This window comes from Aureimonas sp. N4, from assembly GCF_001463925.1.
Lineage (GTDB): Bacteria > Pseudomonadota > Alphaproteobacteria > Rhizobiales > Rhizobiaceae > Aureimonas > Aureimonas ureilytica_A.
Genome location: NZ_BBWS01000015.1, coordinates 19068 through 35572, shown reverse-complemented (window position 1 = coordinate 35572; position 16505 = coordinate 19068). Strand labels below are relative to the sequence as shown.

The window sequence follows — 16505 nt, the reverse complement described above, 5'->3', positions numbered from 1 at the left end:
GCATGGCAGGACCGATCCTTCTCTGCGCCGGCGGCACGGGCGGCCATCTCTTTCCGGCCGAGGCGCTGGCGCATGAGCTTCGCGCGCGGGGCTTCACCGTGCATCTGGCGACCGACGAGCGGGCTGGGCGCTATGCCGGCAGCTTCCCGGCGGATGCGACGCATGTGATCCCGTCGGCCACCTTCGGCTCGAAGAACCCGATTGCTGTCCTGCGCTCCGGGCTGAAACTCCTCAACGGCTACCGGCAGGCGCTGCGCCTGATGCGCGAGATCAAGCCCGCCGCCGTGATCGGCTTCGGCGGCTATCCGACCGTGCCGCCGATGCTGGCGGCCGTGAAGGCGGGACGCCCGACGCTGATCCATGAGCAGAACGCCGTGATGGGCCGCGCCAATCGCTTTCTGGCGAGCCGCGTGAAGGCCATCGCCGCCGGCATTCCGCAAAGCCATGCCGACCCCGCCATCGCGTCGAAGATCACCGTGACCGGCAATCCGGTGCGCCCGGCCGTGCTCAAGGCCGCCGAGCAGCCCTATGTCGCGAGCCGTGGCGCGGAGCCGTTCAACCTCGTCGTCTTCGGCGGCAGCCAGGGCGCGCAGTTCTTCTCCAAGGCGGTTCCCGCCGCGATCGAGCTTTTGCCCGCGCCGCTTCAGGCCCGGCTGCGCGTGACGCAGCAGGCGCGCCGCGAGGACGAGGCGGAGGTGTGCGCCTTTTATGAGCGCATGAGCATTCCCGCCGATGTCTCGCCTTTCTTCGGCGACATGGCGGATCGGATCGGCCGTGCGCATCTCGTGGTCAGCCGGTCGGGCGCCTCGACCGTTTCGGAAATCTGCGTGATCGGCCGGCCGTCCGTTCTCGTGCCGTACCCTTACGCGCTCGACCACGATCAGGCGGCCAACGCGGCGCGGCTGACCGAAGGCGGCGGCGCGGTTCTGGCCCAGCAATCCGAGCTTTCGCCCGAACGCCTCGCCCAGCATATTCGCGATGTGGCCGAAGACTCGGTCTCGGCAGAAGCCATGGCCACCGTCGCACGCTCGGTCGGCATTCCCGACGCCGCCGCGCAGCTCGCCGATCTTCTCGCGCGCCTCACCGGCGCTGCCCCCGCACGATGATTCCAACCAACGACAAAAAGGAGCGTCTCATGAAGATGCCGCCCAATATCGGCCCTGTGCATTTCATCGGGATCGGGGGCATCGGCATGAGCGGCATCGCCGAGGTGCTCGTCAATCTCGGCTATACCGTGCAAGGGTCGGACGCGGCCGAGAACGCCAATGTCCAGCGCCTGCGCGAAAAGGGCGTCACCGTCCATATCGGCCATGCCGCCGAGAATCTGGGTCTGGCCGAAGTGGTGGTCGTCTCCACCGCCATCAAGCGCACCAATCCCGAGCTGTCGGCCGCCCGCGCCCGGCTTCTGCCGATCGTGCGCCGCGCCGAGATGCTGGCCGAGCTGATGCGCTTCCGTCAGGCGATCGCCATCGGCGGGACGCATGGTAAGACGACGACCACCTCCATGGTCGCGACCTTGCTCGATGCCGGCGGCATGGACCCGACCGTGGTCAATGGCGGCATCATCAACGCCTATGGCACCAATGCCCGCATGGGCGCGGGCGACTGGATGGTGGTGGAAGCCGACGAGTCCGATGGCACCTTCCTGAAGCTGCCGGCCGACGTCGCGGTCGTCACCAATATCGACCCCGAGCATCTCGACCATTACGGCACGTTCGATAAGGTGCGCGCAGCCTTCCGCGCCTTTGTCGAGAACGTGCCCTTCTATGGCTTCGCCGTCATGTGCCTCGACCATCCCGAGGTGCAGACGCTGGTGGCCGAGATCGAGGACCGGCGCATCATCACCTATGGCGAGAACCTTCAGGCCGATGTGCGTTTCCAGAACCTGCGCATGGAAGGCGCGCGCTCGACCTTCGACGTGACCATCCGCGACCGTGTGACAGGCCGGGTCGAGGAGCTTCCCAATCTCGTCCTGCCCATGCCGGGCCGGCACAATGTGTCGAACGCGACGGCGGCGGTCGCCGTCGCCCATCGCATCGGCCTTTCGGCGGAGTCGATCCGCAAGGGGCTCGGGGCCTTCGGCGGCGTGAAGCGGCGCTTCACCCATACGGGCCAGAGCCATGGCATCGACGTCTATGACGATTACGGCCACCACCCGGTCGAAATCCGCGCCGTGCTCTCGGCCGCGCGCTCGGCCGCCTCGGGCCGGGTCATCGCCGTCGTCCAGCCGCATCGCTATTCGCGCCTTCAGAGCCTGTTCGCCGATTTCGCCGCCTGCTTCAACGATGCCGATACGGTGATCCTCGCGCCGGTCTATGCGGCGGGCGAAGAGCCGATCGAGTTGGTGAATTCGGAAATGCTGGCGGAGCGCCTGCGTCTGGGCGGTCACCGCGACGCGCAGCTGATCGACGGGCCGCAGGATCTGGCCCCGCTCGTCCATCGCATCGCGCAGCCGGGCGATATGGTCGTGTGCTTGGGCGCCGGCTCCATCACGCAATGGGCCTATGCGCTGCCCAAGGAGCTGGATGCGCTGGGCGCGCGCGCGTGAGCGAGCTCGCCCGCCATCTGTCCGACCCCGCTCTCGCCCTGCGCGGCAAGCTGGCCGAGCGGGCGGACCTTTCCAAGATCACGTGGTTCCGCACCGGCGGCCCGGCCGATCTCTTCTATCAGCCGGCGGACGAGGCCGATCTCGAAGCCTTCCTGAAGGCGCTGCCGGCCGATGTCCCGCTGACCGTGGTCGGCATCGGCTCCAATCTCCTGATCCGCGACGGCGGCGTCGGTGGCGTGACGTTGCGCCTGCCGGCCAAGGGGTTCGGCGAGGTGGAGCCGGCCGGCGAGGGGCGTCTTCGGGCGGGTGCTGCGGCAAGCGATAAGCGCCTCGCCGCCGTCGCGCTGGAGGCCGGGCTGGGCGGCTTTCACTTCTTTCACGGCATTCCCGGCTCGGTCGGCGGCGCGATCCGCATGAATGGCGGGGCCAATGGCGTCGAAACGGCCGAGCGGCTGGTCGAGGCCGTGGCCTATGACCGTGCGGGACACCGCCATGTCCTGAGCCGCAAAGACATGGGCTACAGCTACCGCCACGCGGACGCGCCCGAAGACCTGATCTTCGTGTCCGCACTGTTCGAAGGGCCGGCGAGCGATCGCGAGGCGATCCGCGCGGCGATGGACGAGGTGCAGCATCACCGCGAGACCGTGCAGCCGGTGCGCGAGAAGACGGGCGGCTCCACCTTCAAGAACCCGCCGGGCAACTCCGCCTGGAAGGAGATCGACCGCGCGGGCTGCCGGGGGCTTCGCATCGGCGGGGCCGAGATGTCGGCGCTGCACTGCAATTTCATGATCAATGCCGGCGAGGCGAGCGGGCAGGATCTGGAGCTTCTGGGCGAGACCGTGCGTCGGCGCGTCTTCGAGACATCCGGCATTCTTCTGGAATGGGAGATCAAGCGCCTCGGCCGCTTCGAGCCGGGGCGGGAGGTCGAGCCGTTCCGAACTCCGCTGGCTAGCTGACACAAAAGGGCGCCCTCTCGGCGCCCTTTTTTCATGATCGTTTGGGGTAAGGCCCGCGAGAATCCATCGCGCAAAAGCCACAGCGCGCAAAGGTTAACGCCCGGTTCGGAAACGCCCTTACGATTTTCTTTCAACGCGGCGATTCGATTAACCAACGTTTAACCAAACCGGCCGCAAGAATGGTCCCTGAAATTCGGTTGATGGGATCGTGGGTCTATGACCTTGCATGTGGCGGTGCTGTTGGGTGGCTTCTCGTCGGAACGGCCCGTAAGCCTGAACTCCGGCGCGGCCTGCGCCGAGACGCTGGAGGCCGAGGGCTTTCGCGTCAGCCGCGTCGATGTCGGCCGGGATGTGGCGCAGGTTCTCTCCGAGCTTCGCCCGGATGTCGCGTTCAACGCGCTGCATGGGCCGTTCGGCGAGGACGGTGCCATTCAGGGCGTGCTCGAATTCCTGGAAATTCCCTACACCCATTCGGGCGTTCTGGCCTCGGCCCTCGCCATGAACAAGGTGAAGGCGAAGGCTATCGCCCGCACGGCCGGCGTGCCGGTTCTGGAAACGCTGGTGGTGGAGCGCCGTCGCGTGGCAGAGGCTCATGTCATCGCGCCGCCCTATGTCGTGAAGCCGATCGCGGAGGGCTCGTCCTTCGGCGTCCTGATCGTTCGCGAGGATCAGGCCCATCCCCCGCAGCAGCTCCATGGCGCGGACTGGAGCTTCGGCGAAGAGGTCATGATCGAGCGTTTCGTGCATGGGCGCGAGCTGACCTGCGCCGTCATGGGCGACGTGGCGCTGCCGGTCTGCGAGATCACGACCGAAGGCCACGCCTTCTACGACTACGATTCCAAATATCTGCCGGGTGGCTCGCAGCACATCATCCCGGCCAATCTGCCCCCGCAGGTGACCAAGCGCGTGCAGGAAGCGGCTCTCGCCGCGCACCGCGCGCTCGGCTGCCGGGGCGTGACGCGCTCGGACTTCCGCTATGACGACCGGTTCGGCGAGGGCGGCGAGCTGATCTGGCTGGAGATCAACACCCAGCCCGGCATGACGGCCACCTCGCTCGTGCCCGATATCGCGCGCGCGGCCGGCCATTCCTTCGGCGAGCTGTTGAGCTGGATGGTGAGGGACGCCTCATGCAAGCGCTGAACCACCGTCTTTCGCTGACCGATTTCGAGCGGATGCATCCGATCGTCCTGCGCGCGCAACGTCTGGCGCGCAAGCTGATCGTCTGGATCAAGAACCTGCGCGAATTGTCGCTGCCGCGCTTTCGCACGCTCTCGATCGGGCTTCTGGGCTCGACCGCGCTCTACGGCATGGTTCTCGGCGGCCATACGGTGAAGGTGATCGACACGATCTCCGAGCCGCTCGGCCTGTCGATCGATCGGGTGGATGTCGCCGGCTATCGCGAGACCAGCGAGATCGACATTCTTCAGGAGCTTTGGGCGACGGGGGCGACGACGCTCCCCGCGCTCGATGCCGAGGCCGCCCGCAAGGCGATCGAGGCCATGCCCTGGATCGAAAGCGCCAAGATCGAGAAGGAATATCCCAACCACGTGAAGATCACGCTGGTGGAGAAGAAGCCTTTCGCCCTCTGGCAGCGCGACAAGGATCTCTGGATCGTCGATCGCGACGGCAAGGAAATCGTGCCCTACGCCACGACGCGCTTCACCGATCTGCCCTTCGTGGTGGGGCCGGGCGCGGCGCGCGAGGCGACCGACATCCTCGACAAGATGGCGCTGGTTCCCGAACTCGACCAGCGCATCAAGGCCTATGTGCGCGTCGGCGACCGGCGCTGGGACCTGCGCCTCGACAATGGCGTGGTGATCCGCCTCCCCGAACTCGACCCGATCGAGGCGGCGGCGGCCGTGATGCGGCTCGATCGCGACAACGGCCTTCTGTCGCGCGACATCGAGTCGGTCGACATGCGGCTCGAGGATCGCATCGTGATCAAACTGACGCCGGCGGCGCAGGAACGCCGCCTCAAGGCGCTCAAGGAACGGGACAAGATCGTGAAGCAGGCCCGCAAGGAGAAGCCGGTATGACGCTGTTCTCCAAACCCGTGGACCAACTTCCGCGCATGAAGAAGCCCTCGGACCGCCGCCCGCGCACCATTTCGGTGCTCGATATCGGCTCCTCCAAGGTGACCTGCCTCATCGCCAAGCTGAAGCCGCGCCCCGAAAGCGAGATCCTGCCGGGCCGCACCCATGTGGTAGAGGTCATCGGCATCGGCCATCAGCGCTCGCGCGGCGTGAAGTCGGGCGTGGTGGTGGATCTGGAAGCCGCCGAGAAGTCGATCCGCTACTGCGTGGACGCCGCCGAGCGCATGGCCGGGCTGACGATCGAATCCTTGATCGTCTCGGTCTGCGCCGGGCGCCTCAAGAGCCTTCGCGGTTCGGCGCGCGCGCAGGTCGAAGGCACCGAAGTGTCCGAGCTGGACTTGAAGCGCGTCCTCAACCAGGCCGCCCGCACGCCGATGCGCGAAGGGCGGGTCGCGCTGCACCGGGTTCCGTTCGATCTGATGCTGGACAACGAGACCGGCCTGGAAAACCCCGTCGGCATGACCGGCGCGGAGCTGGGTGCGGAGCTGCACATCCTCTCGGCCGAGGAAACGCCGCTGCGCAACCTGGAAGCGGCGATCAACCGCGCGCATCTCGTGGTCGAAGCCTTCGTGGCGACGCCCTATGCCAGCGGCCTGTCGACGCTGGTGGACGACGAGGCCAAGATGGGCTCGGCCTGCATCGACATGGGGGCGGGGTCCACCACGATCTCGATCTTCCAGAACGGCCATTTCGCCTATGCCGACGCCGTGGCGCTCGGTGGCCATCACATCACGATGGATCTGGCGCGCGGCCTGTCGATCCGGCCCGAACAGGCCGAGCGCCTGAAGGTCATGCATGGCAACGCGCTGCCGAGCATGATGGCCGATGGCGACACGGTGTCGGTCGAGCCGCTCGGCGACGAGGGCAACGAAGCGACGATTCAGGTCTCGCGTTCGCTGATCGCGCGCATCATTCGCCCGCGCGTCGAAGAAACGCTGGAGCTGATTCGCGACCGGTTGAACCAGTCCAATCTCGGACATGTGATCGGCAAGCGCGTGGTGCTGACCGGTGGCGCCAGCCAGCTTGCGGGCCTGAACGACGCGGCCCGCCAGATTCTCAACCGCAATGTGCGCCTCGGGCGCCCGGTCGGCGTCGCCGGCCTTGCGGCTGCCAACAAGAGCCCTGCCTTCGCCACGTCCGTGGGGCTCCTGATCTACCCCCAGGTGGCCATGCTCGAACATGTTCCCGAGCATTCCGCCCTCGACTTCGCCTTCGACCGGCGCACGCGGGTCGGGCGCTTCGGCTCCTGGCTTCGGCAGAGCTTCTGACAAGGTTCGTGTGGGACACTGACCAACGACCATTTCGCAACCGGCGCCTTGCGTGCACCGGGCAGGTTTCAAAACTTCAGGCGGGCGCGGCGGCGGCCCAGCCGACCCCGAAAGGAAACGAGATGAGCATCACCTTGCAGAAGCCCGACATCACGGAGCTCAAGCCCCGGATCACCGTGTTCGGTGTCGGCGGCGGCGGCTGCAACGCCGTCAACAACATGATCAACGCCGGTCTCGAAGGCGTCGAGTTCGTGATCGCCAACACGGACGCGCAGGCCCTTCGCTCCTCGCGCGCCGAGCGCGTGATCCAGATGGGCGTTGCCGTCACCGAGGGTCTGGGCGCCGGCTCGCAGCCCGAGGTCGGCCGCGCGGCTGCCGAGGAATCGCTGGATGAAATCTGCGATCACCTCCTCGGCTCGCACATGTGCTTCGTCACCGCCGGCATGGGCGGCGGCACCGGCACGGGCGCGGCCCCCGTCGTCGCCCGCGCGGCGCGCGAAAAGGGCATCCTGACGGTCGGCGTCGTCACCAAGCCCTTCCACTTCGAAGGACAGCGCCGTCTTCGCATCGCCGAGCAGGGCATCGAAGAGCTGCAGAAGAATGTCGATACCCTCATCGTCATTCCGAACCAGAACCTCTTCCGCATCGCCAACGACAAGACGACCTTCGCCGACGCGTTCGGCATGGCCGATCAGGTTCTCTACTCGGGTGTCGCCTGCATCACCGACCTGATGGTCAAGGAAGGTCTCATCAACCTCGACTTCGCGGACGTTCGCTCCGTGATGCGCGAGATGGGCAAGGCGATGATGGGCACGGGCGAAGCGTCCGGTGAGGGCCGCGCGATGGCCGCCGCCGAGGCCGCGATCGCCAACCCGCTTCTGGACGAAACCTCGATGAAGGGCGCCAAGGGCCTCCTCATCTCCATCACCGGCGGGCGTGACCTCACGCTCTTTGAGGTGGACGAGGCCGCGACCCGCATCCGCGAGGAAGTGGACCAGGACGCCAACATCATTCTCGGCGCGACCTTCGACGAGAGCCTGGAAGGCGTGATCCGCGTGTCGGTGGTCGCCACCGGTATCGACAAGGCCGCCATGGAAGTCTACGGCCGCAACGCCGAGACGCAGCTTGCCAGTGCCCGCACGCCGGCACCTGTCGCGGCTCAGCCTGCGCCGCAGCCCGCTCCGGTTCCGGTCGCGCCTGTTCTGCAGCCGGCCGCCGCCGCGCCGCAGCAGCCCGCCTACCAGGCGCCGGCCTATGCCGCCGCCCCCGTGGCCGCTTCGGCTTCGCACGACATGGAGGACGACTTCACCGCCGCCCTTCAGGCCGAGATCGCTCAGGTTCAGCCCCGCGCCGCCGCGCCGCGCCAGCAGCCGGTGACCCAGGCCGCCCAGACCCGTATGCCCCGCGTGGAGGACTTCCCGCCCGTGGTGCAGGCCGAGATCGAGCGTCGCAGCGCCGGTGGCGAGACGGCCAGCGAGGATCGCGGTCCGATGGGGCTTCTGCGCCGCCTGACGACCGGACTGTCGCGCCGCGACGAGGACGAGGCCGTGCTGGGTGATCCCTCGCGCGTCCAGCGCCAGACCACCGAGCGCCGCCCGGCCGAAGCCAGCCCCTATGCGCCGCGCCGTCAGGCCGCCGATTCCGCAGCCCGTCCGCAGACGGCGACGCGCCCGGTCGGCGAGGAAGACCAGCTCGAAATCCCGGCCTTCCTGCGCCGCCAGTCGAACTGATCTTCACAAACCCGTCGCAAAAGTCTTAACGAGCCCGCCCCATGGGGGCGGGCTCTTTCGTTTGTGCACCAGGGATCGAGGCCTAAACCCTTTCATTAACCGGCTTTCCAGTAACATCGGGTAAGAAAGCGTGATTTGGCCACATTCGGTCCCCGACCTAGTTTGATCTCAGGTTCGATCGTCCCGCGCGACGTATCGGTCCGCCCGGCTGGAAGGCGGGGTGAACCGCTTGCGAGGGGATGTGTAGCCGAGCCTCGGCATCCTGTCCGTCCGGATGGGCCCCATCCCGAAGCCTCGGCATTGAGTAGGATTTGAGTCACGTGGTCACGAAGCAGCACACGATTGGCGCGCGGATCGGGTTCGAGGGCGTGGGGGTTCACACCGGCGCCACGGTCGAATTGTCCCTGCATCCGGCCGAGCCCGATACCGGCATCGTGTTTCATGTCTTCGAACCCTCGGGTCTCATCCACGAGATCCGCGCGGTTTCGGCCAATGTGTCCTCGACGGATCTGTCCACGATCGTGGGCGATCTCAAGGGGCCGCATGTCGCCACGATCGAGCATCTGATGGCCGCGCTCTACGCGATGGAGGTCGACAATGTCGTCGTCCAGATCGAGGGTCGCGAAATCCCGATCATGGATGGCGGCGCCGGCGCTTTCGTGCGCGCCATCGAGGCGGCCGGTCTTGTCGCCCAGCGCGCCTCGCGCCGCTTCATTCGCGTTCTCAAGACCGTGCGCGTCGAGCGCAATGGCGGCTTTGCCGAGTACCGCCCCTACGAGGGCACGCGCTTCGAGGTCGAGATCGAGTTCGCGACGGCTGCCATCGGACGCCAGAGCTTTGCCGCCGACCTGACGCCGACCCTGTTTCGCGACGAACTCGCCAATGCGCGCACCTTCGGCTTCATGAAGGATGTGGAGCGTCTTTGGGCTTCCGGCCACGCGCTCGGCTCCTCGCTCGAGAACTCCGTCGTGATCGGCGACGACGATAAGGTCATCAATCCGGGCGGCCTGCGCTACACGGACGAGTTCGTGCGCCACAAGACGTTGGACGCGATCGGCGACCAGTCGCTGGTGGGCGCACGGATCCTCGGCTGCTACCGCTCCTTCCGCGGCGGTCATCGCCTGAACGCGATGGCGCTGGAAGCGTTGATGGCCGACCGCTCGGCCTATGAGATCGTCGAGGGCGCGCAGCGCGGCACGCCGCTGCGCCAGCCGCCGCTGGTGGCCGCCGCCGCGCCGGCCTTCGGCCCGCAGGTTCTCTGAACTGCCCATTCGGCATTCCCGATCAGGCGGCAGGGGCGCAGTTGGCGCTCCTGCCGTTTTCGTCTCGAGAGGGGAGACGGCGCTCATGGCGCTGGATGCCACAAAAAAGGCGTGTTAACCCGCCTTGAACCGTTGTATGCGCTGTCGCCCGCGCGTTAGTAGGGGCGGGGGCGGAACGCTGTGTTAGAGGCGTTCGAAAGCCAGGGGGACTTGAGTTCGATGGGTATCAAGATGCCGCTGTTCGGCCGTGGTCGCGCGGCCCCAATGGTTCTGGCTCTGGCCACATCGACGGCGCTGCTCTCGGGCTGCATGTCGTCGAAGGACAAGGACATCGACGCGCTGGCGCTCGCCTCGCAGACCGAGCCGGCCGACAAGCTCTACAATCAGGGCTTGGCCAATCTGGAAGCAGGGCGTCTGGGGGAAGCTGCCAAGAAGTTCGAGGCCATCGACAAGCAGCATCCCTATTCGGAATTCGCCCGCAAGGCCCTGGTGATGCGTGCCTTCGCCAGCTACCGCAAGGGCGACTATGACGACGCGATCAGCTCCGCCCGGCGCTATCTCGCGACCTATCCCGGCTCCAGCGAGGCGGCCTACGCCCAGTACATTATCGGCCTGTCCTATTTCCGGCAGATCCCCGATGTGACGCGCGACCAGACCGACACGGCGCGCGCCGCCGCCGCCCTGCAGGAGGTGGTGGATCGCTACCCGCAGTCCGAATATGTCGAGGACGCCAAGTCCAAGATGCGCATTGCCCGCGACCAGCTCGCCGGCAAGGAGATGCAGGTCGGGCGCTATTATCTGGAGCGCCGCGAATACATCGCCGCGATCAACCGCTTCAAGAACGTGGTGGACACCTATCCGCAGACGCGCCACGTCGAAGAGGCTCTGGCGCGCCTGACGGAAGCCTATTACGCGATGGGCCTGACCCAGGAAGCGCAGGCGGCGGCCTCGGTGCTCGGACAGAACTTCCCGGAATCGCAGTGGTACAAGGATTCCTACGCTCTGCTCCAGAGCAAGGGCCTGGAGCCGCGCGCCGGCGCCGGCACCTCCTGGTTCGGCAATGCGACCCGGCTCATCACGGGAGCCGGCCGCGATCAGGTTCCCGATGCGCAGGCCGCCAAGGGCGAGGTTCGCCCGCCCCGCGCCTGATCCACGCGCACGAGATCGAGGCCGGCTTCGCGCCGGCCTTTTTCATGTCTGGGGCTTGAGCGCCTCTTCCAGCGCTCGGGTCTCGACCATATCTTCGCGCTTGCCTTGCGTCCCAACACGGACTAGCCCTTCGCGCGCATGCTTGTTCACCTTTCGATCCGCGACATCGTTCTTATCGATCGGCTCGACCTCGGGCTGAATCATGGCCTGTCCGTGCTTACGGGTGAGACCGGCGCGGGCAAGTCGATCCTGCTCGACGCCCTGTCGCTCGCGCTGGGCGGGCGGGGTGATGGCGGCCTCGTGCGCCATGGCTCCAAACAGGGCGAGGTTTCGGCGGTCTTCGACCTGTCGGCCACCCATCCCGCGCGCCGCATCCTGTCCGACAACGGCTTCGACGATGATGGCGACGTCATCCTGCGCCGCGTCCAGAGCGCGGACGGGCGCACCCGCGTCTTTATCAACGACCGGCCCTCCAGCGTCTCCCTGATGAAGGAACTCGGCGCAACCCTGGTCGAAATCCACGGCCAGCATGACGACCGCGCGCTGGTGGACCCCGAAGCCCATCGCCAGCTTTTGGACGAATATGGCGGGCTCGGAGCGGAAGCGGCTTCCGTTGCAGAAGCCTTCGGGGCCTGGCGCAAGGCCGAGAGCGAATTATCGCGCCACCGCGCGCGGGTGGAAGCCGCCGCCCGCGAGGCCGATTATCTGCGTGCCTCCGTCGAAGAGCTGACCGCGCTCGCCCCTGTTGCGGGCGAAGAAGAGGAACTGGCCGAAAAACGTCAGACGATGATGCGGTCGGAAAAGATCGCGACCGACGTCAACGACGCGCATGAGGAACTCTCCGGTCCGCAGTCGCCCATTCCCGGTCTGGCCAGCCTCCTGCGCCGGCTCGACCGCAAGAAGGACGAACTGCCCGGGCTTCTGGATGAGGCCTTGGCGCGCGTCGAGACGGCGCTGGACGCCTTATCGGATGCGCAGATGAGCCTTCAAGGCGCGCTGCGCACGCTGGAATTCGATCCGCGCGCGCTGGAGCAGTGCGAGGAGCGCTTGTTTGCGCTGCGCGCCGCGGGCCGCAAGTTCAACGTGCCGGTGGACGATCTCGCGGCGCTCACGGCCAAGATGGTGGCCGATCTCGCCGAGCTGGATGCGGGCGAGGAGCGGCTGGTGAAACTCAGCGCCGACGTGGCCGAGCGGCGCGCCGTGTTCGATGAACGCGCCGAGGCTCTGTCGGTGAAGCGTGTCGAGGCCGCCAAGCTTCTGGAAGCGGCCGTCATGGCCGAACTGCCCGACATGAAGCTGGAACGCGCCGCCTTTATCGTGGAGCTGACGCGCGATCCGAACGTGCGCGCGGCAAGCGGCATCGACACCGCCGAGTTCTGGGTGCGCACCAATCCCGGCACGCGCGCCGGCCCGATGATGAAGGTCGCCTCTGGCGGCGAGCTGTCGCGCTTCCTCTTGGCGCTGAAAGTGGCGCTGGCCGACAAGGGCTCGGCGCCGACGCTGGTCTTCGACGAGATCGATACGGGCGTCGGCGGGGCCGTGGCGGATGCGATCGGCCGCCGGTTGGCGCGGCTCGCCGGCACGGTGCAGGTTCTCTCCGTCACCCACGCGCCGCAGGTGGCGGCGCGCGCGACGACCCATCTTCTGATCTCCAAGGCCGAGACGGTGCCGGGCGACGAGCGCCTGTCGACGCGCGTCGCGACCATCGACATCCCGGCCCGGCGCGAGGAGATCGCGCGGATGCTGGCCGGCGACATCGTGACCGACGAGGCGCGCGCGGCCGCCGCGCGGCTGATCGGCGTGGCCGGCTAAGGCGCGCAAAGATCGCAGGGCCGGGAAAGGGATTTTCCGGCCGGGCGCCTGCGAATCGGTGTATCGCTGCGCGTCTATTTCGTTTGCTTTGAGTGCGATCCGCCATGTCCGAATTTCCCGAACTCGACGTGATGACCGAGGCTGAGGCGGCGGCCGAGCTGGAACGGCTCGCCCTCGAAATGGCCGAGCATGACCGGCGTTATTACGAGGACGATGCGCCGGACATTACGGATGCCGAGTTCGACGCGCTGCGCCGGCGCAATGCCGAGCTGGAGCGCCGCTTTCCAGGTTTGGTACGGGCGGACTCGCCCTCGGTGAAGGTCGGCTCGGCGCCGTCCTCGAAATTCGCCAAGATCCGCCATGCCGTGCCGATGCTCTCGCTCGACAATGCCTTTTCGGACGAAGACGTGGCGGATTTCGCTCGGCGGGTGCGCCGCTTCCTCGGCCTGTCCGAAAGCGCCAAACTCGCCATCACGGCCGAGCCCAAGATCGACGGCCTGTCCCTGTCGCTGCGCTATGAGAAGGGCAAACTGGTGTCGGCTGCGACGCGCGGCGACGGGCAGGTGGGCGAGGATGTCACCGCCAATGCGCGCACGCTGGACGATATCCCGGACGAACTGACGGGCTTCCATCCCGATATCTTCGAGGTGCGCGGCGAGGTCTATATGACCCATGCCGATTTTGCCGGCCTCAATGCGCGGCTTCTGGCGGAGGCCGGCGAGGGGGAGGGTGCAAAGGCCGCGCGCCAGTTCGCCAATCCGCGCAATGCCGCCGCCGGCTCGCTGCGCCAGAAGGATGCCGGCGTCACGCGCCAGCGCCCCTTGCGCTTCTTCGCTTATGCCTGGGGCGAGACGAGCGAACTGCCGGGCAAGACGCAAAGCGAGGTTGTCGCCGCGCTCCAGACCATGGGCTTCCAGACCAACGCCGTGCCGCAGAACGGTCGTGCCGAGCCGCTGATGCGGCGGCTCGAGACAGTGGAAGGGTTGATCGAGCATTACCGCCGCATTGAGGCCGAGCGGGCGGGGCTCGGCTATGACATCGACGGCGTCGTCTACAAGGTGGACGATCTCGACCAGCAGCGCGAACTCGGCTTCGTCTCGCGCGCGCCGCGCTGGGCCATCGCGCACAAGTTCTCCGCCGAGCAGGCGACCACCGTGGTCGAGGACATCGTCATCAATGTCGGGCGCACAGGCAAGCTCGCGCCGCTCGCCAAGCTGACGCCGGTGACCGTCGGCGGCGTCGTCGTGTCCAACGTGACGCTGCACAACGAGGACTATGTGGCCGGCCGCGATGCCGACGGCGATCCGATCCGGAGCGGGCGCGACATCCGCATCGGCGACACCGTGGTGATCCAGCGTGCGGGCGACGTCATTCCGCAGGTCGTGGATGTCGTGATCGAGAAGCGGCCCGAACGTGCCGAGCCCTTCCGCTACCCCGACCATTGCCCGATCTGCGGCTCCAAGGCCGAGCGCGAGATCAATCCGCGCACCGGCCGCTTGGACTCGGTGCGCCGCTGCACGGCGGCCATGACCTGTCCGGCGCAGGCCAAGGAAGGGCTGAAGCATTTCGTCTCGCGCAATGCCTTCGACATCGAAGGGCTGGGTGAGACCTTCGTGGAAGAGCTGTTCGACGCCGGACTCGTGCGCCAGCCCGCCGATCTCTTCCGCATGGCCTTCGAGCCGTTGCGCGAGGTGATCGAGGCGCGGCGCAAGGCGCTCTCCGAAGCGCGCCGGCAGGCCGAGGGCAAGAGCGAGCCGGTCAAGCCCGCCAAGAAGGGCGAAACCACCAAGGCGATCGACAATCTTCTAGCCGCGATTGAGGCGCGCAAGAGCGTCTCGCTCGACCGTTTCATCTTCGCGCTCGGCATTCCCGAAATCGGCGAAGCTTCGGCCAAGGCGCTGGCGAAGCATTTCGACGATGTGCGCGCGCTGATCGCGGGCATCGACGCCGCGCGCGACGGCCAGCCCTCGGAGGATTGGGCGGAACTCAGCGCCCTGCACACGATCGGCGGCGTGACCTTCGAGCGGCTGATGGCGGTGGACGAGGCCAAACTGGCCGATCCCGCCTGGAAGCCGCTGCGCGACGGCGAACTCGGCCTCAAGGCCAATCAGCGCGTGGCGCTGCGCGAGCGCTATGGCGAAGAAGCGGAGGGCTTTGCCGAGGCCCTGCGCCGCGCCAAGGCCGGCGCGCCGGGCGAGGCCTTCCTGCGTCTGACGGGAGACAGCGACATCGGCACGGTGGCGACGCTTTCGCTCATCCATTTCTTCGACGAGACGCATAATCGCGAGGCGGTGGAGGCCTTGTTGGAGGCGGGCGTCTCCACCACCAACGAGCGCGCCGCGCCGCCGCCATCCTCCTCGCCGGTCAAGGACAAGATCGTCGTCTTCACCGGCACTCTGGAGAAGATGACGCGCTCGGAGGCGAAGGAGCGGGCGGAAGCCTTGGGTGCGAAGGTCTCGGGCTCGGTGTCGAAGAAAACCGATCTCGTGGTCGCCGGACCAGGCGCGGGCTCGAAACTGGCCGACGCGCAGAAACATGGCGTCAAGGTCATTACCGAGGACGACTGGCTGGTGCTGATCGGCTGATCGCTTTCGAGGGTTCGCCGCGCCACAGGAAGCGGTCAGCTCAGGCACCGCGCGCCTTGCTCCCGCCCCGATGAGAGGGATAGGGTGCGTGCAACCCGTTGAAAGACCTGCATGACCATCCTTGCCATCGATTTCGAGACCGCCACCAGCGAGGCGGCGAGCGCCTGTGCCGTCGGGCTCGCTTTCGTGGAGGGCGGGCGCGTCACGAAGCAGGCCTATAGCCTGATCCGCCCGCGCGACCTGCGCTTCGACCCCGGCAATATCCGCGTTCACGGCATTCGCCCGCACGATGTTCTGGACGCGCCGAGCTTTGCCGACATCTTCGCCTCCTTCGCCGCCGAGATGGATGGCGCGCTGGTTGTCGCGCACAATGCGAGCTTCGACCTCAAGGTGCTGCGCGAGAGCTTGGCGCTGTACGGGCTGGCGCAGCCGCGCTTTTCCGCGCTCTGCACCGTCGCGCTGTCGCGCCGTCTTTGGCCGGACTCGCCCAACCACAAGCTTTCCACCATGGCCGCGCGCTTCGGCCTCGGCTTTCGCCATCACCATGCCGGCGACGATGCCTATGCCTGCGCCCATATCGCGCTGGAAGGCGTCGTGGCCTCCGGTGCGCTCGATATCTCAGACATGGCCGATCGCTTGAGCCTGCGCCGCGCGGTCGCCTCGCAGCCGGCGCGGCGGCAGGGCGGCGTAGCCGAGCGCGCCCTGAAGGCGCAGGTGCGCCCGGCCGGCGCGGGGCAGGGGAGCTTCCGCTACACCGTGCGTGGCTCGCGCGGCACGCCCTATGACGTGCTGCTCGCGCCCTTCGGCCGAGCGGGGGCTTGGCGGCTCGCCTGCTCCTGCCCCGGCGCGCGCTTCCGGGATGAATGCCGCCATGTGCGCGCCCTGCACGAGGGCGACTTCACCGATCTTCTGCCGGTCGAAGCGCAGGCCATGGCGCGGCTCGAACGGTTCGTGACGGAGAAGGCGGGGCTCGGAGAGCCTGTCTGACAAAGCCGCCGGGTTCACCCCGCAGTCTTTTCCGCTCGCGGTTTTCGCGGTGAGCGCAAGCCGGATGTTACGTCCATCCCGCCGTGCTTTCTCTTGATACGGGGAACCAGGGAAG

General features: G+C 67.2%; 12 protein-coding genes. All 12 read left to right on the top strand.

Annotation, left to right across the window (positions count from 1 at the left end):
• The first annotated feature begins 2 nt into the window (after nucleotides 1-2).
• The 12 genes from murG (at nucleotide 3) to AUL28_RS21990 (ending at nucleotide 16390) form a co-directional block, all read left to right on the top strand.
• The gene (gene murG, locus AUL28_RS04930) at nucleotides 3-1106 is read left to right on the top strand and encodes an undecaprenyldiphospho-muramoylpentapeptide beta-N-acetylglucosaminyltransferase (RefSeq protein WP_062230876.1); all 1104 of its coding nucleotides are present in this window, start codon (nucleotides 3-5) and stop codon (nucleotides 1104-1106) included.
• A 29-nt stretch (nucleotides 1107-1135) separates the two neighbouring features.
• Nucleotides 1136-2548 carry a UDP-N-acetylmuramate--L-alanine ligase gene (gene murC, locus AUL28_RS04925; RefSeq protein WP_062230906.1) on the top strand — a complete coding sequence of 471 codons (1413 nt, stop codon included), beginning with the start codon at nucleotides 1136-1138 and terminating at the stop codon, nucleotides 2546-2548.
• Nucleotides 2497-3504, top strand: a complete 1008-nt coding sequence (gene murB / locus AUL28_RS04920) for a UDP-N-acetylmuramate dehydrogenase (RefSeq protein ID WP_062230875.1) — start codon at nucleotides 2497-2499, stop codon at nucleotides 3502-3504. Before murC ends, murB begins: the two co-directional genes overlap by 52 nt.
• A 216-nt stretch (nucleotides 3505-3720) precedes the next feature.
• Nucleotides 3721-4644, top strand: a complete 924-nt coding sequence (locus tag AUL28_RS04915) for a D-alanine--D-alanine ligase (RefSeq protein WP_062230874.1) — start codon at nucleotides 3721-3723, stop codon at nucleotides 4642-4644.
• The gene (locus AUL28_RS04910; RefSeq protein WP_062230873.1) at nucleotides 4632-5540 is read left to right on the top strand and encodes a cell division protein FtsQ/DivIB; all 909 of its coding nucleotides are present in this window, start codon (nucleotides 4632-4634) and stop codon (nucleotides 5538-5540) included. Before AUL28_RS04915 ends, AUL28_RS04910 begins: the two co-directional genes overlap by 13 nt.
• Complete coding sequence (gene ftsA, locus AUL28_RS04905; protein ID WP_062230872.1) at nucleotides 5537-6865, top strand: cell division protein FtsA; 1329 nt, start codon at nucleotides 5537-5539, stop codon at nucleotides 6863-6865. The genes AUL28_RS04910 and ftsA overlap by 4 nt, the downstream gene beginning before the upstream one ends.
• Before the next feature lie 122 nt (nucleotides 6866-6987).
• Nucleotides 6988-8595, top strand: a complete 1608-nt coding sequence (ftsZ, locus tag AUL28_RS04900) for a cell division protein FtsZ (RefSeq protein ID WP_062230871.1) — start codon at nucleotides 6988-6990, stop codon at nucleotides 8593-8595.
• Nucleotides 8596-8915: 320 nt separating this feature from the next.
• Complete coding sequence (gene lpxC, locus AUL28_RS04895) at nucleotides 8916-9857, top strand: UDP-3-O-acyl-N-acetylglucosamine deacetylase (protein ID WP_058635585.1); 942 nt, start codon at nucleotides 8916-8918, stop codon at nucleotides 9855-9857.
• Nucleotides 9858-10088: 231 nt separating this feature from the next.
• Nucleotides 10089-11006, top strand: coding sequence for an outer membrane protein assembly factor BamD (locus AUL28_RS04890; RefSeq protein ID WP_062230905.1), 918 nt, complete (start codon nucleotides 10089-10091; stop codon nucleotides 11004-11006).
• 138 nt (nucleotides 11007-11144) lie between these two features.
• A complete protein-coding gene (recN, locus tag AUL28_RS04885; protein ID WP_062230870.1) occupies nucleotides 11145-12818 on the top strand; it encodes a DNA repair protein RecN in 1674 nt (557 codons plus the stop codon).
• Nucleotides 12819-12922: 104 nt separating this feature from the next.
• Complete coding sequence (gene ligA / locus AUL28_RS04880; protein ID WP_062230869.1) at nucleotides 12923-15403, top strand: NAD-dependent DNA ligase LigA; 2481 nt, start codon at nucleotides 12923-12925, stop codon at nucleotides 15401-15403.
• Between the two features lie 111 nt (nucleotides 15404-15514).
• Complete coding sequence (locus tag AUL28_RS21990) at nucleotides 15515-16390, top strand: 3'-5' exonuclease (RefSeq protein WP_082640262.1); 876 nt, start codon at nucleotides 15515-15517, stop codon at nucleotides 16388-16390.
• Nucleotides 16391-16505 lie beyond the last annotated feature (115 nt).